The organism is Streptomyces sp. DSM 120436 (assembly GCF_055778765.1).
Map to the genome: position 1 here is coordinate 1978635 of NZ_JBSKBS010000001.1, position 19824 is coordinate 1998458.

The following is a 19824-nucleotide window of genomic DNA, read 5'->3' on the forward strand; positions in this document are numbered from 1 at the left end:
CGGCGTCAGCGGGTACCGGTTCCAGCGGGTCCCGGCTTCAGCGGGACGGCTGGAGGTATTGCCGCAGGTGGTGCAGCCGGGTGTGGTAGTCGGGGTGCGAGGACAGCAGCCTGCTCGCCGCCGTCCCGGTCGTCCGCTCGCCGTCCTGGCCGACCGCGGCGAGCTGCGCCTGCGCCTGCGCCTGCTCCTGCTGGTGCAGCTTCTCCAGCACGGCCGCCAGCATCGGCGCGAAACCGAGCGCCGCCGCGTGCTGGTCGGCGCGCAGTTCCGAGCGGCGGCCGACGGCGGCGAGCGCGTACGGCATGCCCAGGAGCAGCAGCGGCAGACCGTACAGGGTGCTGAGGGTGGCGAAGGCGATGCCGCCGACGCACAGGCCGAAGAAGGCGACGCCGATGCAGGAGAACGCCCGCGACACATGGAACAGGAAGCCGGTGACGGCGCGCAGCAGCCGCCAGGCGATCCGGCCGGGCAGCGCGTACCAGTAGCCGAGCAGCCCGGACCAGGCGTGCCCGCCGACGTGGTGGCCCAGCTCGTGCGCCATGACGGCGGCCAGCTCGCCGTTGGGCAGCCGGTTCAGGGCGAAGCTCGTGACGCCGACGATGTGTCCGGCCGCGGCGACCGCGTTGAGGCTGTCGCTGTCCTCGACCCACAGCTCGTAGTTCCTGCCCTCGACGCCGGCGCGGGCGGTGACCTCGCGCCAGACCGGTTCGAGTGTGGCGCGTTCCTGCGGAGTGGGGTAGCGCAGACGGAGCAGATGGCGGGCGAGGGCGCTTTCGGTGGGGCGGTGGAACACGAGTGCGCCGCTGGCCAGCCAGGCGAGTATCACCAGGAAGCCCAGGTCGCCGAAGACCAGCGAGATCAGGGCGACGACGACCAGGCTGCACAGGAAGTTCGGCAGGTGCAGGAGCAGGTTGCCGAAGGCGGTGGCGTCGGTGTGCCGCTGCTGGTTCGAGACGTGGACGCGCCCGCGGTGCCCGGTGTCGATGTGGTGCGGGTGGAGTGGGGAGCCGGGCGGCGGGACCGCCGCGGCCCGGGGGTGTGGGGGCGGGGCCGCCGCTGCGTGCGGGGACGGGGGCTGGGAGGCCGCCGGGTACTGGGGGGCGGCGGGACCGGCCGCGGGGTACTGGGGGGCCTGAGCGGGCGTGGGGTACTGCGGGGGCTGAGGGCCGGGGCCCGTGGGGTAGGGGGGCGGCTGCGCGCCGGGGCTCGTGGGGCAGGGGGGCGGGGTGGCCTGCTGGGGGATGTGCGGCGGGGCGGCCGGGCCGGGCTGCCGCGGGTAGGGCGGCGCCTGCGGCGGGACCTGGGCCGCTCCGGGCCGAGCGGGCCGGCCGGTCGGCTCGGGGTACTCCGGCGGGGTCGGCGGTGGCTGGGTCATGGTGCTTCCTTCACTCGACGTGCGCGGGTGGCCGCCCGGAGGTCAGCCGATCAGCAGGGAGGCCGGCAGCAGGAGCGTGCCGGCGCAGAAGGCGATCAGGCCGGTGCGGATCCACTGGTGTTTGCGCCAGGCGATCCGGCTGGTCTCGGTGAGCGCCGTCGTCAGGGCGGCCACCGGGTCGGCCTCGGTGTCGGCGAGCGCGGTGTCCAGCCGGCCCGCCTCCACGGCCCGCCGGATGTCGCCGAAGTACGACAGGGGCTGTCCCGGCGCCCAGGACCCGTTGCGGTAACGGGGCAGGACGGCCAGGAGCAGCGCCAGCAGGGACAGGGCGAGGACCAGGATCCCGGCCCACCACGCCACGGCCCCGGAGGCGGACAGCGCGTCCGGCGACCAGTCCCGCCCGGCGAGCAGACCGCTGAAGACGCCTGCGGTGATGCCGAGCGCGGCGACCAGCACGGCCGCCTTGCTGTCGGCACGGGCGATCTCGGTCCGCAGGTCGGCGAGCAGCCGTTCGCACACCTGGGTGCGGGCGGGGGAGGGAGGCGCCGGGGGCGACGGAGCGGCCGGGGGCGTGGAGGAGGCGCCCGGGTCGACGGCGGTCATGACCCCGGCTCCTTCCCCGCGGGCTCCGCCGGGTCGGGACCCGCAGGACCGGGCATGGCGGGCGGCTCCTGCGGGGGCGCGGTCGGCGTCCGGCCGTAGCCCGGGGGCGGCTGCCACGCGGGGTCCGCGGGCGGCGGGTACGCCCCGGCGGGTGGCGCGGGTGGTGTGTACGGGGGGCTGGACGGGGGCGTGTGCGGGCCGGGTGGAGGTGTGTACGGCGGGCCGGGCGGAGGGGGGAAGGCCGTGGCCGGAGGCGCGGGCGGGGTGCCGGGGGCCCCGGTGGGTGGCGTGGGTGGCGTGTACGGGCCGGTCGGCGGGGTGGGCGGGGTGCCGGGCGCCCCGGATGGAGGGGATGGTGGCGTGTGCGGGGGGCTGGACGGGGGCGTGTGCGGGCCGGGTGGAGGTGTGTACGGCGGGCCGGGCGGAGGCGGGAAGGCCGTGGCCGGAGGCGCGGGCGGGGTGCCGGGGGTCCCGGTGGGTGGCGTGGGTGGCGTGTACGGGCCGGTCGGAGGTGCGGGCCGGGTGCCGGGTGCCGTGGGCGGGGTGTCCGGCGGGGGTGTGGGCGCGGCGCCCGGGGGCGGGGTGCCGTCCGCTCCGCCCCCGTCCGGCGACGGCAGCAGAGGCGGGTTCTGCGGGACTCCGGGCAGCCGCTGGTTGAGGATGTCGCTGACGGTGCGCAGCGCGAGCTGCTTGGGCCCCTCCAGCTCGAACTTCTCCGCGCCCTCCCCGCCCAGCAGCTCCTTCACCAGCTCCATCTGCGCCTGGATCATGCGGAGTTGGTCCTCGCGCATGCTGTTCATCACCAGTCGCGAGTCCTCCGGGTGCTGCGCCAGGTGCAGCGCCCAGGCCTGCACCCCGCCCTGTGAGAGGTGCCACTGGTAGAACTCGATCTTCTTGGCCTCGACCCGCTGCAACTCCAGCATCTGCTCGCCCTGGAGCATCGCCTGTTCGTGCTGCCAGCGGTGCTGCTGCATGGCCAGTTCCTGCTGCTGACGGCCGTACTCCAGGGACCGCGCGGCCTGCAGCGCGTCCTGCTGCCGGTGGCGTTCGTCCAGGGTGACGTCGACCCGCATGCCCTCCTGGGCCGCGTGGATCTGCTCCTGCGCGGAGTGGCCGATCTGCTGGAGCCGCCGCTGGTGGTCGATGTCCGCCTGGTCCCGGCGCAGCCGCAGCGTCCACGTCACCCGGAGTCCCGCGGGCGCGCCCAGCGGGCCGATGACGGTGACCGCGTTCAGCAGGTCCCGCTCGGCCCGCGCGCTGTCGTCGACGGCGAAGCGCCGGGTCACCGGGCGGGCCGCCTGCTGGAGTTCGCCGATCAGCAGCGCCGGCACGTCCCGGACGCCGCTCGCCACGAACCGCGCCGGGTCCAGCACCTGCCACGAGACGTCCACCTCGGCGGTGAACTCGAAGGCGTCGTTGTCGCTGGGCAGGGTGAGCGTCTCGGTGAACGGGTGGACGCCCATGTCCACCTCGTACACGGCGGTGTAGCGGCGGGCGGCGATCTCGCCGCGGCTGGGCCGGGTGGGCGGCGGATACGCCTCGTAGCCGCCCTTCGGGGTGGAGAAGACCAGGGCGTGGTCGATGCGGACCACGTGCTTCAGGGACAGCTCGAAGCGGGACAGCTGTCTGACGGTGAGCACCGGGTCGGTCAGCCGGGTGTGCCGGTCGGCCGGCTGCTGCCACTCGGGCGGGCGGTGGAAGGAAGGCATGGGACGGATGTCTTTCGTCGGCGGGGTCGGTGCGTCGGCGGGGTCGGTGCGTCAGCGGGGCGGCAGCGTGCCGAGCAGCCGGGCGGCGACCCCCGGCGGGGGGTTGCCGTCCTCGCCGGGCATGGTGCGCAGCAGGTGGCTCAGCCGCTGGTACTCGGTGGGTGTGGTGACGAGCCTCGGCAGCAGCGCGGCGAGCGCCCACTCGACGGCGGTCGAGCGGTCGGCGACGAGGACCCACTCGCGCATCACCGCGAGCGCGCCCCGGGTCTGGAAGGGGTCGCCGAGCGCCTCCCGCCACAGGTGCGCGATGCCGTCGGCGGCCCGGTCCCCGTCGGCGGCGGCGCGGGCGTACCAGTCGAGGACGAGCGGGACGCCGTACCGTTCGCCGTCCTCGGTGCGGTGGCAGGCGCTCACGAAGCCGCCGAGGACCAGGTCGTGCACGGCGCGGTCGTCGTCGAGGTGGGCGCGCAGGTCGTCGAGGACCTCGGAGGAGGCGGGGGAGAGCAGCAGCAGTTCCACGGCCTCGGCGAGCTCCCCTGCCATCTCCACGTCGAAGTCGTCGGGGTCGCCGAAGCGCTGGTACAGCTCGCGGGCGGCGGCGCGCAGCGCGGCGAGCGCCTGGGCCGGCCGCTCCGGGCCGATCAGCGCGTAGGCGCGGACCGCCACCCAGCGCAGCCGGCGGTCCTCGGCGTCCGACCAGGTGTCGAGGATGCGCGGCACGTTGGGGGTGCCGATGTGGTGGGCCAGGGTCAGCGCGTTGACGGCGACGAGCCGGTGCCGGAACCGGTTGGACCGCGCCCACGGCTCGATGACCAGCGCCATCGCGGACGGCAGGTCGGTGCGGGCGAGGACGGCGACGGTGGACGCGGCGCGGGTGCGCACCAGGGGGCGGCCGTCGTCGGCCAGCCGGCGCAGCCACTGGATCAGCGCGGGCCGCGCCGAGGGGTGGCCCGTCCACACCTCGCGCAGCAGCACCAGCGAGGCCCGCTCGTCGTGGAACGCGGCCTTCGTCTGGGTGACCGGGCCCCACTCGGTGTGCTCCTCGCCCTCGGACAGCCGGGCGCGGGCGAGCTGGAGGCGCTTGCCGACGTGGGTGCCGAAGACGGGGATCCCGGCGGTCCGGGACCCGTTCTGGGTCTGCTGGAGGAAGCCGTGGAGCAGGTCGCTGAGTTCGGCGGTGAGCGCGTAGGGGGCGTCGTCGAACGCGGCGAGCGCGATGAGGAACGCCTTGTCCCGCAGGTGGACGGTGGTCTCGTCCTCCTCGAACCACTCGCGGACCTGGTTCTCCAGCGACACCAGGGAGAAGGAGGCGACCTCCTGCTCGGTGGCCTCGCCCGCGGCGTACCGGCCGAGGAGCTGGGCGAAGGCGGCGACCTCGCGCGGCTGGTGGCCGTGGTCGAGGAACTCCTTGACCGCCGGCATCCCCAGCAGGCGCGTCACGGCGTCCTCGCCGGCCCGGACCCGCAGGTGCGCGGCGAGCACGTCCTCGGTCGCGGGCGGCCGCCAGCCGACCGCGGACACGTCGTCCTCCAGGACCGCGGTCGGCCCGACCGTGATCACCGCGTACGCGTCCTGCTCCGCGAGCCGGTCGGCGGCGCCGAGCAGATGGGTCTCGCGCAGGGCGTTGCCGCGGCGGGTCTCCAGGTCGCACAGCACGTAGCCGCGGGCGGCGCCCGTGCCGCCCGCCGTGTCGTCGCGTGCGGTGAAGCGGTCGGCCAGCGACCCCGGGGTGGTCTCGCGGTCGAGGGCGACCACGGGACCGGCGCCGAGCCGGTGCAGCAGCATCAGGGCGGCCGTGCGACGGCCGGTGAAGCGGGCGCCGGACAGCACCAGCACCCGGTCGCGGCGCAGCCGCTCGACCAGTTCGCCGAAGGCGCCGTCGGCGGTGACGAAGGTGGCGGCGAGCCGGTCCAGGGTGGCGCGCGGTATCTCGCCGGAGGCGGAGGCGGCCGTGGACAGTCCGGGGACCGTCCAGTGGTGGACCGTCTTGCTGCCCATGACCACGTCGCCGGTGACCCGGCCGCCGGACACGCCGTGCTGGTCGCCGCCGACGAACCCGCCGCCGAACGCGGCGTGCGAGCCGACCTTCATGGTGCGCGGGCTGTGGTCGACCAGGTCGCGGCGGGCCGCCCAGGCCTTCTGCGGCTGGTCGTGCTCCTCCGGTTCCCCGTCGGCGGACTCCTTCGGGGGAAGCTCCTCGGGGGCGGCCCCGTCGGGTGCGGGGGCGTCCCCCGGCCCGCCCCCGGCTCCCGGGCCCGCCGGGTCGTGGCCGGTCATGAGCGGTCCCCCTCCGTCTTGCCGCCCATCACGACGTCGCCGGTGACCCGGCCGCCGGACACGCCGTGCTGGTCGCCGGCGACGTAGCCGCCGCCGAACGACACCGTGCCGCCGCCGACCTCCAGGACCGGACCCGGCGCCGGGGCTCCCCGCTGTCCGGCCGGCGCCGGGTGTTCCCGGGCGTCCTCCTGGGTGGTCCCGGGGGCCGGGCCGGCCGGCGCCGGGCGGTCCCCCGATCCGCCCGGCGCCTCCCCCGCCCCCCGCTCACCGCGGTCGTCCCCGGCCGACGGCGCCGGGCCGTGCAGCCACGCCGTCAGCGGGCCGTTCTTGGTGTCCACCGTCACCCGGTGGAAGGCGGCGGCCGGGACGCCCGGATGGTCGTGGCGTACGACGCCCTGGTACACGGAGTCGGACACGCACAGGGCGAAGTCGTCGGCGCGCTCCCGCAGGGCCGCGCGCAGCAGGGAGGCGTCCAGCAGCCGGCAGGCGTGGTTGAGGTCGGAGCCGACCCAGCCGTCGAGCCGGTCGACGGCCACGTAGCCGCCGGCGACGACCCCGCGCAGCCGCATCTGCGCCGACCGCGACGCCATGCGGTTCACGGCCCGCAACTGCGCGGGGACCTCGGTGAGCAGGGCCCGCAGCAGGGCGGTGACCGGGGCGTTCGCGTCGATCAGCTCCATCACGGAGTCCCCGCGGTCGGCGCGCGTGCGCAGTGTCTCGTCGATGCCGGCCGCCTCCAGCGCCCGGTCGGTGACGTCGTACAGCATGCGCCGCAGATACGCCTGCTCCACGTCGTCCCGGTCGCTGAACCTCTCGATGTCCAGCAACAGGATCGTGCGGCTCACGGGGTGGGTCATGGTCGCCCTTCGGAGGATGGGGAGGGTCGCGCAGGGCAGCAGAGTGGCGTGAGCGGAGGGTGGGGCGTGAGGGCGGATGACCCACAGGAACTGTGACGGCGTACACAGAAGCGGCTCGCAGGGGAGCGGGGAGCCGCGCGCCCGGCCCTCACCGGCCGGTGGAGGGACTCGGCCCGGCCGTCCCCCGTCCGGCTGGGGGCGCCGGGGTCAGAGGTCCGGGTCACCCCGGCGAGCCGTCGTCTCCCCGTCCCGGGACCGCTGGGGCGACGGGATGCCCGGGGCGGTCTGGTCGGTGGCGGCGATGCGGCGGAGGACGTCGGGGCGGCGGATCAGCAGGGTGCGGCGGCCCGTGGACACCGCGTCCTTCTCCCGCAGTTCGCGCAGCAGCCGCTGCACCATCTCCCGGGACGCGCCCACCGACCCCGCCAGCTCCTGCTTGCTGAGCGGCACGGCGAGCTCGACGCCGTCGGGGGTGCGGCGGCCGTGGCTGCGGGCCAGGTCGAGCAGCAGCACCGCGAACCGCTGGCGCACGTTCATCGACGCGAACTCCAGGCGCCGCCGGTCCGCCGCCCGGGTGCGGTCCGCGGTGAGACCGAGCAGGGCGAAGGACGCGGCCGGCGACCGGCCGAGGAACTCCTTGAACCGCGCGTGCTCCACCGCCACCGCCCGCACCGCCTCCAGCGCGGTCACCGTCGCCGACCGGGGCCGCCCGGTCAGCGCCGCCGACTCGCCGACCACGTCGCCGGGGCCGCGCAGCGCGAGCAGCGCCTCGTAGCCGTTGGCGGCCGCGGCCGTGACCTTCGTCCAGCCCTCGACGAGGAACAGGACGTGGGAGGACGGCTCACGCTGGTGCAGCAGGATGACGCGGGGGGCGAAACGCAGCTCGCGGCCGAGTCCGAGCAGCGCGGTGCGCTCCCCGCTCTCCAGACGGGCCAGGAACGGCACCCTGTCCTCCAGGCCACCGTCGTCCGGGCCGTACGACGTCGATGTCATCAGGCTGGATCCCCCCGTTCGTCCGCGGCGGACGGATCAAAGTACTGAGCGCCCGGCAGGTGAAGGGCGTGATTCGGCCAACCCGGCACAGGGGCGCGCGCCGCGCGAGAGGAACCACGGGGACCGGCAGGAGGAACCGCAAGAAGTCGGGCGTGTCGAGCTCCGTCCCCTTTGTTTTGACCGGAGTCCGTGAGCTGAGTACGCTCAGACCTTGTGCCTGGGGTGTGCCCTGGCCTTCGTGCGTGCCATCACACCGCACCGGGGGCTGTGAAACGGCCACCGTGATTCAGCGCTTCCTTCTGCCTTGCGGTGGGAGTCCGCCGGATTCGACACACCCGACCGCGTGGGTCGGAGATGTTCCAGGTTAGCTGTACCCATCGGCACACAGAAACCGGAGAAGTAGTGCCTACGATCCAGCAGCTGGTCCGCAAGGGCCGGCAGGACAAGGTCGAGAAGAACAAGACGCCCGCACTCGAGGGTTCCCCTCAGCGCCGCGGCGTCTGCACGCGTGTGTTCACGACCACCCCGAAGAAGCCGAACTCGGCCCTGCGTAAGGTCGCGCGTGTGCGTCTGACCAGCGGGATCGAGGTCACCGCCTACATTCCGGGTGAGGGACACAACCTGCAGGAGCACTCGATCGTGCTCGTGCGCGGCGGCCGTGTGAAGGACCTGCCGGGTGTTCGCTACAAGATCATCCGTGGCTCGCTCGACACCCAGGGTGTCAAGAACCGCAAGCAGGCTCGCAGCCGTTACGGCGCCAAGAAGGAGAAGTAAGAATGCCTCGTAAGGGCCCCGCCCCGAAGCGCCCGGTCATCATCGACCCGGTCTACGGTTCTCCTCTGGTGACCTCCCTGATCAACAAGGTGCTGCTGAACGGCAAGCGCTCCACCGCCGAGCGCATCGTCTACGGCGCCATGGAGGGCCTGCGCGAGAAGACCGGCAACGACCCGGTCATCACGCTGAAGCGCGCTCTCGAGAACATCAAGCCGACCCTCGAGGTCAAGTCCCGCCGTGTCGGTGGTGCCACCTACCAGGTCCCGGTCGAGGTCAAGCCCGGCCGTGCCAACACGCTGGCGCTGCGCTGGCTGGTCGGTTACTCCCGCGCCCGTCGCGAGAAGACCATGACCGAGCGTCTGCTCAACGAGCTCCTCGACGCCAGCAACGGCCTCGGCGCCGCTGTGAAGAAGCGCGAGGACACGCACAAGATGGCCGAGTCCAACAAGGCCTTCGCGCACTACCGCTGGTAGTCGCAGACCCCATCGAGACCGAGAGAAGACTGAAGCCTTATGGCTACCACTTCGCTTGACCTGGCCAGGGTCCGCAACATCGGGATCATGGCCCACATCGACGCGGGCAAGACGACGACCACCGAGCGGATCCTGTTCTACACGGGCGTCTCCTACAAGATCGGTGAGACGCACGAGGGCTCCGCGACCATGGACTGGATGGAGCAGGAGCAGGAGCGTGGCATCACGATCACCTCCGCCGCCACCACCTGTCACTGGCCGCTGGAAGACGTCGACCACACCATCAACATCATCGACACCCCGGGCCACGTCGACTTCACCGTCGAGGTGGAGCGTTCGCTGCGCGTCCTCGACGGTGCCGTCACGGTGTTCGACGGCGTCGCCGGCGTCGAGCCGCAGTCCGAGACGGTGTGGCGTCAGGCGGACCGCTACGGCGTTCCGCGCATCTGCTTCGTGAACAAGCTCGACCGCACCGGTGCGGACTTCCTCCGCTGCGTCGGCATGATCTCCGACCGCCTGGGCGCGCAGCCGCTGGTCATGCAGCTGCCGATCGGCGCCGAGGCCGACTTCAAGGGCGTCATCGACCTCGTGAAGATGAAGGCCCTGGTCTGGTCCGCCGAGGCGACCAAGGGCGAGATGTACGACACCGTCGACATCCCCGAGGACCTCGCCGAGCTCGCCGAGGAGTACCGCGGCAAGCTGCTCGAGGCCGTCGCGGAGAACGACGAGGAGCTGATGGAGCTGTACCTCGAGGGCACCGAGCCCTCCGTGGAGCAGCTGTACGCGGCGGTCCGCCGCATCACCATCGCCTCCGGCAAGGGCGACGGCACCACCGTCACCCCCGTGTTCTGCGGCACCGCGTTCAAGAACAAGGGCGTGCAGCCCCTGCTCGACGCCGTCGTGCGCTACCTGCCCTCCCCGCTGGACGTCGAGGCCATCGAGGGCCACGACGTCAAGGACGCGGAGAAGGTCATCGCGCGCAAGCCGTCGGACGAGGAGCCCCTCGCCGCGCTCGCGTTCAAGATCATGAGCGACCCGCACCTCGGCAAGCTCACCTTCGTCCGCGTGTACTCCGGCCGTCTGGAGTCCGGCACCCAGGTGCTGAACTCCGTGAAGGGCAAGAAGGAGCGCATCGGCAAGATCTACCGCATGCACGCCAACAAGCGTGAGGAGATCGAGTCGGTGGGCGCCGGCGACATCGTCGCGGTCATGGGCCTGAAGCAGACCACGACCGGTGAGACGCTGTCCGACGACAAGAACCCGGTCATCCTGGAGTCCATGGACTTCCCGGCGCCGGTCATCCAGGTCGCCATCGAGCCCAAGTCGAAGGGCGACCAGGAGAAGCTCGGCGTCGCGATCCAGCGGCTCGCCGAGGAGGACCCGTCGTTCCAGGTCCACTCGGACGAGGAGACCGGCCAGACCATCATCGGCGGTATGGGCGAGCTGCACCTCGAGGTGCTGGTCGACCGCATGCGCCGTGAGTTCAAGGTCGAGGCCAACGTCGGCAAGCCTCAGGTCGCGTACCGTGAGACGATCCGCAAGTCGGTCGAGAAGGTCGAGTTCACCCACAAGAAGCAGACGGGTGGCACCGGCCAGTTCGCTCGCGTGATCATCGCGATCGAGCCGATCGAGGGCGGCGACGCCTCCTACGAGTTCGTCAACAAGGTGACCGGTGGCCGTGTGCCGAAGGAGTACATCCCTTCGGTGGACGCCGGTGCGCAGGAGGCCATGCAGTTCGGCATCCTCGCCGGCTACGAGATGACCGGCGTCCGCGTGACGCTGCTCGACGGCGCCTACCACGAGGTCGACTCGTCCGAACTCGCGTTCAAGATCGCCGGTTCGCAGGCCTTCAAGGAGGCCGCGCGCAAGGCTTCGCCCGTGCTCCTGGAGCCGATGATGGCCGTCGAGGTCACCACGCCCGAGGACTACATGGGTGACGTCATCGGCGACATCAACTCCCGCCGTGGCCAGATCCAGGCCATGGAGGAGCGGGCCGGTGCCCGCGTCGTGAAGGGCCTCGTGCCCCTCTCGGAGATGTTCGGCTACGTCGGCGACCTGCGCAGCAAGACGTCCGGCCGGGCCAGCTACTCCATGCAGTTCGACTCCTACGCCGAGGTTCCGCGGAACGTCGCCGAGGAGATCATCGCGAAGGCCAAGGGCGAGTAAGGGGCTCCGTTTAACGGACTCCGTACCAACGCTTTAGGCTTGACCCCGGAGCCTGCAAGCGGGCATTCCGCCGCCACCCTGGCGGAATGCCCCGGGCCCGGGTTTCCCAGCAAAGATCACCTGGCGCCGATGAAGTAAGGCGTACAGAACCACTCCACAGGAGGACCCCAGTGGCGAAGGCGAAGTTCGAGCGGACTAAGCCGCACGTCAACATCGGCACCATCGGTCACATCGACCACGGTAAGACGACCCTCACGGCCGCCATTACCAAGGTGCTGCACGACGCGTACCCGGACCTGAACGAGGCCTCGGCCTTCGACCAGATCGACAAGGCTCCCGAAGAGCGCCAGCGCGGTATCACGATCTCGATCTCGCACGTCGAGTACCAGACCGAGTCGCGTCACTACGCCCACGTCGACTGCCCCGGTCACGCGGACTACATCAAGAACATGATCACGGGTGCGGCGCAGATGGACGGCGCCATCCTCGTGGTCGCCGCCACGGACGGCCCGATGCCGCAGACCAAGGAGCACGTGCTCCTGGCCCGCCAGGTCGGCGTCCCCTACATCGTCGTCGCCCTGAACAAGGCCGACATGGTGGACGACGAGGAGATCCTGGAGCTCGTCGAGCTCGAGGTGCGCGAGCTCCTCTCCGAGTACGAGTTCCCGGGCGACGAGGTTCCGGTCGTCAAGGTCTCCGCGCTGAAGGCCCTCGAGGGCGACGAGGAGTGGGGCAAGTCCGTCCTCGAGCTGATGAAGGCCGTGGACGAGTCCATCCCGGAGCCCGAGCGTGACGTCGACAAGCCGTTCCTGATGCCGATCGAGGACGTCTTCACCATCACCGGTCGCGGTACGGTCGTCACCGGCCGCATCGAGCGTGGTGTCCTCAAGGTCAACGAGACCGTCGACATCATCGGCATCAAGACCGAGAAGACCACCACCACGGTCACCGGCATCGAGATGTTCCGCAAGCTGCTCGACGAGGGCCAGGCCGGTGAGAACGTCGGTCTGCTGCTCCGCGGCATCAAGCGCGAGGACGTCGAGCGCGGCCAGGTCATCATCAAGCCGGGCTCGGTCACCCCGCACACCGAGTTCGAGGCCCAGGCCTACATCCTGTCGAAGGACGAGGGTGGCCGTCACACCCCGTTCTTCAACAACTACCGCCCGCAGTTCTACTTCCGCACGACGGACGTGACCGGCGTCGTGACCCTCCCCGAGGGCACCGAGATGGTCATGCCGGGTGACAACACCGAGATGAAGGTGGAGCTCATCCAGCCCGTCGCCATGGAGGAGGGCCTGAAGTTCGCCATCCGTGAGGGTGGCCGGACCGTGGGCGCCGGCCAGGTCACCAAGATCGTCAAGTGACGATCTGACCTGGTAGCTCCTGCTGCGAGCACCTGAGGGGGCCCGCACGACTTCGGTCGTGCGGGCCCTTTCGTCATGCGGGCGGCATCCTCCGGGAGGACGAAGGCCGCGGACTCGTGCGGTGGCTGCCGGGCCGCCCGCTCCGTCCAAGACGCGGGGCGAACGATGTCGGTGTCCGGTCGTAGCCTGCGGGCGCGAGCACAGCACTGACCCAGTCCTGCGCCTACGCGGCCGCTTCCGCGCTGCTGGAATCCGCCTCCGGCCGCAGCCCCGCCCTGGAAACCTCGGGCGGCGCCACACCCGACGGTGAGCAGGCCCGTCCCCGCTTCTTCGACGGCTTCCGGATCGTCCCGACGTCCGCGGCCACGGCGCTGCTCGCGGTCGCGGACGTCGCGGCCACCCGCTACCACCGCCCCAGCTCCGCCGCCTCGCTCGACCCGGTGGTCACCGCGGGCGGCGACCGGTTACGGAAGGAGTCCTTCTCCGGCTGCTGCGGTGTCTACGCGCGCCTCGCCATCCTCGCCCCCGGCTTCGACGGGACGGCGTCGGACACGGCACCACCGACGTCGACACCAACGTCCCGCTGCGTCGGGCGCTCGCCGGGCTCGGCGATCTCGCCCCGCTCCCCGCCTGCGGGTGGGCACCGAAGGGGTGGAGGCGACCACTTCCGAGGGCCGTTCCGTGGAGAAGAAGGTCCCCCTCCCGCAGCGCCGGCTGCGCGGCTTCGCCGAGGCCCAGGTCCTCGCGGCCGGCTTCGCGCCGCGCGCCGAGGTGCCGCCCGCGCAGGCAGCCGCCGTCCTGCGCTCCCTGCCACGCCTGACCCACGGCTCCGGCGCCCGCACGCACCACGCGCTGGGTGGTGCTCGTCGGGAGCGCCCTGCGGCCGGTGGGCAGGCCGGTGCCCGGCGCGGTGTGCCTGCCCGGCGCCGAGCGCCTGCCCGGCCCGGTACCCGTGCTGCGGCACGCGACCGGCGTACGGCTCCGTGCCCCCGGGACCGCCGCGGGCACGGCCACGCCCGTCGCCTGGGAGGCCGGGCTGCCCGGCATGCGGCTGACGCTGCTGCTCTCGCCGAGCGCCTCGCGCGGGTTCTCCGGCGAGGGCGGCGTCCTCGACGACCTCACGCACCGGGCCCGCGGCACGCGGCGCCGAGCGGGTGGCGGAACTCCTCGCCTGAGCCGACGCTGGACGTCACCGTACCGGCCGCGCGGGCCGGCCCCGCGCCCGACCGGGTCCGCGCGGCACTCACGGTGCTCGGGACCTCGGGACAGATCGGCTACGACCTCGCCGAACAGGCGTACTTCCACCGCTACCCGCCCGGGGCGGCCGGTACGCGCAGGCCCGCGATCCCCGGCTGTGCGGGACGCGGGGTTCCGGCACGTGGTCCTCGGGCTGCCGGCGCCGTTCCCCGAGGGCATCGCCCGATGGGTGGCGGAGGAGGTGATCCGCCCGTCGGCGGGCTGAGGGGTCTGGAACACCCGACTCGTGCACGGGTATTGACGCGCCGCTCGGCCGGATCGTACCGTCCGCCCATCCCTAATGTTTCGGATACGCCTTCGAAACATTCGAGAACACGACGGGAATGAGAGCCCCCGCATGAGACCGTTCCGTTTCGCCACCGTGGCCCTCGCCACCGCGGCACTGGCCCTGCCACTCCTGGGCGGTTCGGCGTCCGCCGCCCCGTCGGCCGGCCCCAAGCCGCCGCCGCACTCCCACGCCTCGTTCGACCGGCTGCGCGCGGCCGCCCCCGAAGGTTTCGTGATCGGCACCGCCGTTGCGGGCGGCGGCCACCACCTGGAGCAGGACTACCCGGACCCCTTCACGTACGACAAGGAGTACCGGAAGATCCTGGGGCGGGAGTTCAGCTCGGTCTCGCCCGAGAACCAGATGAAGTGGGACTACATCCACCCCGAGCGCGACCGCTACGACTTCGAGCAGGCGGACCGAATCGTCGAGTTCGCCCGCAAGAACCGCCAAGTGGTGCGCGGACACACGCTGTTGTGGCACAGCCAGAACCCCGCGTGGCTGGAGGAGGGCGACTTCACCAAGGCGGAGCTGCGCGGCATCCTGCGCGAGCACATCACCACGGTGGTCGGCCGGTACAAGGGCAGGATCCAGCAGTGGGACGTGGCGAACGAGATCTTCGACGACCAGGGGAACCTGCGCACGCAGGAGAACATCTGGATCCGTGAGCTCGGTCCGGAGATCGTCGCGGACGCGTTCCGCTGGGCCCACAAGGCCGATCCCAAGGCGAAGCTGTTCTTCAACGACTTCAACGTCGAGAGCGTCAACGCGAAGAGCGACGCGTACTACGCGTTGGTGAAGGACCTGCTCGAGCAGCGGGTGCCGGTGCACGGCTTCTCCGTGCAGGGCCACCTGAGCACGCGGTACGGCTTCCCCGGCGACCTCGCCGACAACCTGCGACGCTTCGACGCCCTCGGCCTGGAGACCGCGGTCACCGAACTGGACGTCCGCATGGACGTGCCGGAGGGCGGTACGCCCACCGCGGCGCAGGAGAAGCAGCAGGCGGACTACTACCGGCGGATGCTCCAGGCGTGCCTGGAGGTGGACGGCTGCAACTCGTTCACCATCTGGGGCTTCACCGACAAGTACTCGTGGGTCCCGGTGTTCTTCGAGGGTGAGGGCTGGGCGACGGTCATGACCGACGCCTTCGCGCGCAAGCCCGCCTTCTACGCCCTGCGGGACACGCTGAGGGAAGCGGCCCGGGAGGACGACTGCGGGAAGAAGGGCCACAAGCACCGGAAGGGCTGAGAACGCCCGGCGGGGCCGCCCCTGTCAGGGGCGGCCCCGCCGTCTCGCTCCGCGAGGGCTCACACCTTGCGGGCCACCGCCACGTACGCCCCGCTGTGGACGCCCTCCTGCCCGGGGACCGGCTCACCGAGTTCCGGGTGCCACTCCTCCGCCGCCACGATGCCGGGGGCGACGATCTCCAGCCCCTCGAAGAAGCGGGCGAACCGGTCCCTGCTGCGCATGTCCATGGTGAGCTCGCCCGCCCGGTACAGGTCGATCACCTTCTTCGACGCCTCCTCCGGGTGGAAGTCGGGCGTGAGGTGCGACATGACCAGGTAACTGCCCGGCGCCAGCGCGTCCTTGAGCCGTTCCACCAGCTCGTACGCCCCGTCCTCGTCACCGATGAAGTGCAGCAGCGCGATCAGGGAGAGCGCGACCGGCCGCTCGAAGTCCAGTGTCTCGCGGGCCCGTTCGACGATCGCGGCGGTGTTACGGGCGTCCGCCTGCACGTAGTCGACGACCCCCTCGGGAGTGCCGCGCAGCAGCGCCTCGGCGTGGACCAGGACGATCGGGTCGTTGTCGCAGTACACGACCCGTGCGTCGGCGGCGATCCCCTGAGCGACCTGGTGCAGGTTCGGCTCCGTCGGGATACCGGTCCCGATGTCGAGGAACTGCCGCATGCCCTGGCCGGCCGTCCAGCGGGTGGCACGGTGCATGAACGCCCGGTTCATCCGCGCCATGACCGGGATGTCGGGCGCGAACGCCACGAGCTGCCTGCCCAGCGCCTCGTCCACCGGGTAGTTGTCCTTGCCGCCGAGGAACCAGTCGTACATCCGCGCGGGATGCGGCTTGCCGGTGTCGATCCGCGGGGGAGCGTGCATGCCGGAGTCCTGCTGATCCACGTCGATTCCCCTTGTCCCGCGCGGCAGTTGGCCTTCTTCAGTCGCGATCGCCACGATAGCCGCCCCTTGCCCGACACGATGCGCCGGGCACTCGTCTCCCTGCCGCCCTGGTAAGGCGGGCGGGTGGTTGCCGATCACCGCGAAGCGGGCGGTGTGGCCGGGCTTCCCGCCCTCGATTCCTTCCCCCGGGAAGAGGCCGACGGCACCGGAGCTTCAGACCCCGGGTTCCGGCCCAGGACGCGTGGGCGAACTCCGTGCCGTGCGCCTCGGAGCGCTGACGCCTCGGCGCCCTGCGTCCCCTGCCCGGTTGCCGCCGGGAGTGGGGCGCGTCGGCGTGCGGGCCCCGGGGACGGTTTCAGGTCGCTCGCCTGTGCGGGCGCGGCCGTCCGGTCCGCCGTCGTCCCGGACCGTGAGGACGACCTCGTCCGGGGCGTGGTCGAGGGTGAGGGCCACCCGTGCGCCGGGGGCGCGCTCGACGACGTTGGTGAGCGCCTCCCGGGCGACCCGGCAGACGCACACGTCGACCATGGGCGGCAGGGGAACCGGCCCACCCGTCGCCGTGGACCGCAGGTCCGGCCGGCCGCCGCGAAGCCGAGGGCGATGACGGCGTCGGCCGGCGGCGGCCGTGAGCGGGGCGGGGGCGTCGCGGGGTGCTACGGCCGGCAGGAGGATCGCGCACCGGCCCGCCGTCCCGTTTTCCGCACGCCAGGTCTCAAATAGCGGACGATCAGACCCGCCTCTTGGTATCCGCTTAACACAGGAGTAACACTGTAAGGGTCGGCCGACCTGTCGTATACGAACGGGCGGTCGCTGTCCCGCGCGCGGCAACGGCGCCGAGCGCTCCTCACCGGTTCCCGCCCATGGTGTCCCATGGTGTTCCATGCGCCCCGCGAACCGGTTGCCAGCCGTGCCAGAAAGGGACCCCGTGACCTCACGCCCCGATCCCAAGATCTCGCTCGACCAGCTCCGCGCCGAGGTGGAGCGCCGCAACCCGGCGGAGCCGGAGTTCCACCAGGCCGCCCGTGAGGTGCTGGAGACGCTCGCCCCCGTGCTCGCCGCCCGGCCGGAGTACGCCGACCCGGGCCTCGTCGAGCGGCTCGTCGAGCCCGAGCGGCAGATCATCTTCCGGGTGCCGTGGACCGACGACAACGGGCGCGTGCACGTCAACCGGGGCTTCCGCATCGAGTTCAACAGCGCCCTCGGCCCGTACAAGGGCGGCCTGCGCTTCCACCCCTCGGTGAACCTCGGGATCATCAAGTTCCTCGGCTTCGAGCAGATCTTCAAGAACGCGCTCACCGGGCTCGGCATCGGCGGCGGCAAGGGCGGCAGCGACTTCGACCCGCAGGGCCGCAGCGACGCGGAGGTCATGCGCTTCTGCCAGTCGTTCATGACCGAGCTGTACCGGCACATCGGCGAGTACACCGACATCCCCGCCGGTGACATCGGCGTCGGCGCGCGGGAGATCGGCTACCTCTTCGGCCAGTACCGGCGCATCACCAACCGCTGGGAGGGCGGCGTCCTCACGGGCAAGAGCGCCGGCTGGGGCGGCTCGCTCATCCGCCCGGAGGCGACCGGCTACGGCAACGTGCTGTTCGCCGAGGCCATGCTGCGCGCCCGCGGCGAGGACCTGGAGGGGCAGACCGCGGTGGTCTCCGGCTCCGGCAACGTCGCGATCTACACCATCCAGAAGCTCGCCGACCTCGGCGCCAACCCGGTCACCTGCTCCGACTCCAGCGGCTACGTCGTCGACGACAAGGGCATCGACGTGGCCCTGCTGCGCCAGGTCAAGGAGGTCGAGCGCGGCCGGGTGAGCGACTACGCGGAGCGCCGGGGCTCCTCCGCGCGGTTCGTGCCGGGCGGGAGCGTCTGGGAGGTCCCGGCGGACGTCGCCCTGCCGTCGGCCACCCAGAACGAGCTGAACGCCGTGGACGCCGACGCCCTCATCCGCAACGGCGTGAAGGCGGTCTCCGAGGGCGCGAACATGCCGACCACGCCGGAGGCCGTGCAGCTCTTCCAGCGGGCCGGCGTCGCCTTCGGCCCCGGCAAGGCGGCGAACGCGGGCGGTGTCGCGGTCAGCGCGCTGGAGATGACGCAGAACGCGTCGCGCACCAGTTGGAAGGCCGACCAGGTCGAGGCCGAGCTGGCCCGGATCATGACCGACATCCACACCACCTGCGCGGAGACCGCCGAGCGCTACGGCGCCCCCGGCGACTACGTGACCGGCGCGAACATCGCCGGCTTCGAGCGGGTGGCGGACGCGATGCTGGCGCAGGGCGTCATCTGACGCGCACGCGGGACGACCGTGGGGCCGGGGGCACGCCGCCCTCGGCCCCACGCGCGTTCGACCCCGCCCGCCGTCACGGCGTGGGGATGCCCCCCGGACGGGCCGGGAGGCCGAAGCGGGCGGGGACGCCCGGCGAGTACAGCACGCTCACCGGCGCCCCGGCCGGCGCCGGCAGCCCGGCCGCCGCGACCAGGTCCTCCTCGCACTCCAGCAGCTCGGCCCGGTACAGCGGCCAGCGCGGATGGGCGTTCGGCAGGTACACCGGCCGCCCGAAGAACGCGCTGTGCATGCCCCAGCGGGCGGTGAGGAAGTGCTCCAGCCCCGTCGGCTCGGCGATCGCCTCGCCCCGTCGCACGGTGAGCCGCGTCCCCGCGCCGCGCGGGCCCGGCCAGCGCCGGGACGCGGTGTACGTGACGGTGCGGTCGTCGACGTGCCGGACGCGCATCCGGGACCAGACGTACGGCATCCGGAAGCCGAGGCGGCCGACCAGCACCGGAAGCAGCCGGGAGGCGTCCAGGGAGAGGAACACCACCCCGCGCCGCCCGTGCTCGTCCACCGAGTACAGGCGGACGTTCGTCTCCGGGAAGTTCCCCAGGTACGGGACGCCCGGCAGCCGCAGCCACCCCACCCGGTGCATCCGGAACGCGACGAGACCGACGTACGTGACCCCGTCGAGGGTGTCGGGCACGGCGCCCGGCGGCAGCAGCCCCGCCACGTCGGCCGGGTCCACCGCCCAGTGCACGAACGTCAGGTCCAGCCAGGACTGGGTGAGCAGCGGACGCGCGATCGCCTCGGGCGGGTCGGGCGTCACGGGCTGGGGTGTCGACGGCACGGCGCCAGTATCGCGGAGGGCGCGGTACGGCCGTACGCCCGGCCCGTACGGCCGTGTGACCCGTCGGCGTACCCCACATGGCCCTGCCGCCGACCGCGGGGCTCGGCGACCCTGGACGGTATGCAGAAGCTTTCGCTCGACGCCCTCGTCCGCACCCACCTGGAACAGGCCGCCACCGCCTCCGGCGGACGCAGCGCCACCACCGTCCACGGCGGCCACGAGCACGCCCTGCGCCAGACCCTGCTGGCGCTGACCGCCGGCACGCGCCTCGCCGAGCACGACAGCCCCGGCGACGCCACCCTGCTCGTCCTGCGCGGCCGCGTCCGCCTGACCAGCGGCGACGCGGACCAGGAGGGCCGCACCGGCGACCTCCTCGTCATCCCGGACGCCCGCCACGGCCTGGAGGCGCTGGAGGACGCGGCGGTGCTGCTGACGGTCGCCAAGAAGGACTGACGGCGGCCGGACG

At 72.5% G+C, this 19824-nt stretch carries 15 protein-coding genes; 7 read left to right on the forward strand and 8 right to left on the reverse strand.

What is annotated here, in order from left to right; genetic code table 11:
• Window positions 1-37: 37 nt before the first annotated feature.
• From ACWH4W_RS09110 to ACWH4W_RS09135, 6 genes are all read right to left on the reverse strand, one after another.
• Window positions 38-1375 (reverse strand): M48 family metalloprotease, encoded by a 1338-nt coding sequence (locus ACWH4W_RS09110; RefSeq protein ID WP_473075287.1) that lies wholly within the window; start codon window positions 1373-1375, stop codon window positions 38-40.
• A 42-nt stretch (window positions 1376-1417) separates the two neighbouring features.
• On the reverse strand, window positions 1418-1978 hold the full coding sequence (locus tag ACWH4W_RS09115; protein WP_473075288.1) for a Pycsar system effector family protein: 561 nt from the start codon (window positions 1976-1978) through the stop codon (window positions 1418-1420).
• Entirely contained in the window at window positions 1975-3687 is a 1713-nt protein-coding gene (locus ACWH4W_RS09120) for a hypothetical protein (protein ID WP_473075289.1), read from the reverse strand. Before ACWH4W_RS09120 ends, ACWH4W_RS09115 begins: the two co-directional genes overlap by 4 nt.
• A 51-nt stretch (window positions 3688-3738) precedes the next feature.
• Window positions 3739-5964: a hypothetical protein gene (locus ACWH4W_RS09125; protein ID WP_473075290.1), complete on the reverse strand. Its 2226-nt coding sequence runs from the start codon at window positions 5962-5964 to the stop codon at window positions 3739-3741.
• On the reverse strand, window positions 5961-6821 hold the full coding sequence (locus tag ACWH4W_RS09130; protein WP_473075291.1) for a hypothetical protein: 861 nt from the start codon (window positions 6819-6821) through the stop codon (window positions 5961-5963). Before ACWH4W_RS09130 ends, ACWH4W_RS09125 begins: the two co-directional genes overlap by 4 nt.
• A gap of 207 nt (window positions 6822-7028) precedes the next feature.
• Window positions 7029-7814, reverse strand: a complete 786-nt coding sequence (locus tag ACWH4W_RS09135) for a Crp/Fnr family transcriptional regulator (protein ID WP_473075292.1) — start codon at window positions 7812-7814, stop codon at window positions 7029-7031.
• A gap of 402 nt (window positions 7815-8216) precedes the next feature.
• On the opposite strand from ACWH4W_RS09135, the gene rpsL reads away from it, so the two are divergent.
• From rpsL to ACWH4W_RS09160, 5 genes are all read left to right on the forward strand, one after another.
• The gene (rpsL, locus tag ACWH4W_RS09140; RefSeq protein ID WP_003948652.1) at window positions 8217-8588 is read left to right on the forward strand and encodes a 30S ribosomal protein S12; all 372 of its coding nucleotides are present in this window, start codon (window positions 8217-8219) and stop codon (window positions 8586-8588) included.
• 2 nt (window positions 8589-8590) lie between these two features.
• Window positions 8591-9061, forward strand: coding sequence for a 30S ribosomal protein S7 (rpsG, locus tag ACWH4W_RS09145; RefSeq protein WP_003998848.1), 471 nt, complete (start codon window positions 8591-8593; stop codon window positions 9059-9061).
• Window positions 9062-9100: 39 nt separating this feature from the next.
• On the forward strand, window positions 9101-11227 hold the full coding sequence (gene fusA / locus ACWH4W_RS09150) for an elongation factor G (protein ID WP_473075293.1): 2127 nt from the start codon (window positions 9101-9103) through the stop codon (window positions 11225-11227).
• 170 nt (window positions 11228-11397) lie between these two features.
• Entirely contained in the window at window positions 11398-12591 is a 1194-nt protein-coding gene (gene tuf, locus ACWH4W_RS09155) for an elongation factor Tu (RefSeq protein ID WP_473075294.1), read from the forward strand.
• Window positions 12592-14185: 1594 nt separating this feature from the next.
• Window positions 14186-15361, forward strand: coding sequence for an endo-1,4-beta-xylanase (locus ACWH4W_RS09160; RefSeq protein WP_473075295.1), 1176 nt, complete (start codon window positions 14186-14188; stop codon window positions 15359-15361).
• A 59-nt stretch (window positions 15362-15420) separates the two neighbouring features.
• On the opposite strand, the gene ACWH4W_RS09165 is transcribed toward ACWH4W_RS09160, so the two are convergent.
• On the reverse strand, window positions 15421-16221 hold the full coding sequence (locus ACWH4W_RS09165) for an SAM-dependent methyltransferase (protein WP_473077453.1): 801 nt from the start codon (window positions 16219-16221) through the stop codon (window positions 15421-15423).
• A gap of 901 nt (window positions 16222-17122) precedes the next feature.
• Between ACWH4W_RS09165 and gdhA the strand changes: the two genes are divergently transcribed.
• A complete protein-coding gene (gene gdhA / locus ACWH4W_RS09170) occupies window positions 17123-18526 on the forward strand; it encodes an NADP-specific glutamate dehydrogenase (RefSeq protein WP_473075296.1) in 1404 nt (467 codons plus the stop codon).
• Window positions 18527-18599: 73 nt separating this feature from the next.
• Here gdhA and ACWH4W_RS09175 read toward each other — a convergent pair whose 3' ends face one another.
• Window positions 18600-19358: a YqjF family protein gene (locus ACWH4W_RS09175; RefSeq protein ID WP_473075297.1), complete on the reverse strand. Its 759-nt coding sequence runs from the start codon at window positions 19356-19358 to the stop codon at window positions 18600-18602.
• A gap of 120 nt (window positions 19359-19478) precedes the next feature.
• On the opposite strand from ACWH4W_RS09175, the gene ACWH4W_RS09180 reads away from it, so the two are divergent.
• Window positions 19479-19811, forward strand: a complete 333-nt coding sequence (locus ACWH4W_RS09180; RefSeq protein ID WP_473075298.1) for a cupin domain-containing protein — start codon at window positions 19479-19481, stop codon at window positions 19809-19811.
• Window positions 19812-19824 lie beyond the last annotated feature (13 nt).

What these genes read in the sequence shown, in the direction of transcription:
- ACWH4W_RS09110 (WP_473075287.1), bottom strand. Translation starts at nt 1,375, where the DNA reads ATGACCCAGCCACCGCCGACCCCGCCGGAGTACCCCGAGCCGACCGGC.
- ACWH4W_RS09115 (WP_473075288.1), bottom strand. Translation starts at nt 1,978, where the DNA reads ATGACCGCCGTCGACCCGGGCGCCTCCTCCACGCCCCCGGCCGCTCCG.
- ACWH4W_RS09120 (WP_473075289.1), bottom strand. Translation starts at nt 3,687, where the DNA reads ATGCCTTCCTTCCACCGCCCGCCCGAGTGGCAGCAGCCGGCCGACCGG.
- ACWH4W_RS09125 (WP_473075290.1), bottom strand. Translation starts at nt 5,964, where the DNA reads ATGACCGGCCACGACCCGGCGGGCCCGGGAGCCGGGGGCGGGCCGGGG.
- ACWH4W_RS09130 (WP_473075291.1), bottom strand. Translation starts at nt 6,821, where the DNA reads ATGACCCACCCCGTGAGCCGCACGATCCTGTTGCTGGACATCGAGAGG.
- ACWH4W_RS09135 (WP_473075292.1), bottom strand. Translation starts at nt 7,814, where the DNA reads ATGACATCGACGTCGTACGGCCCGGACGACGGTGGCCTGGAGGACAGG.
- rpsG (WP_003998848.1), top strand. Translation starts at nt 8,591, where the DNA reads ATGCCTCGTAAGGGCCCCGCCCCGAAGCGCCCGGTCATCATCGACCCG.
- fusA (WP_473075293.1), top strand. Translation starts at nt 9,101, where the DNA reads ATGGCTACCACTTCGCTTGACCTGGCCAGGGTCCGCAACATCGGGATC.
- ACWH4W_RS09160 (WP_473075295.1), top strand. Translation starts at nt 14,186, where the DNA reads ATGAGACCGTTCCGTTTCGCCACCGTGGCCCTCGCCACCGCGGCACTG.
- ACWH4W_RS09165 (WP_473077453.1), bottom strand. Translation starts at nt 16,221, where the DNA reads ATGCACGCTCCCCCGCGGATCGACACCGGCAAGCCGCATCCCGCGCGG.
- gdhA (WP_473075296.1), top strand. Translation starts at nt 17,123, where the DNA reads ATGCGCCCCGCGAACCGGTTGCCAGCCGTGCCAGAAAGGGACCCCGTG.
- ACWH4W_RS09180 (WP_473075298.1), top strand. Translation starts at nt 19,479, where the DNA reads ATGCAGAAGCTTTCGCTCGACGCCCTCGTCCGCACCCACCTGGAACAG.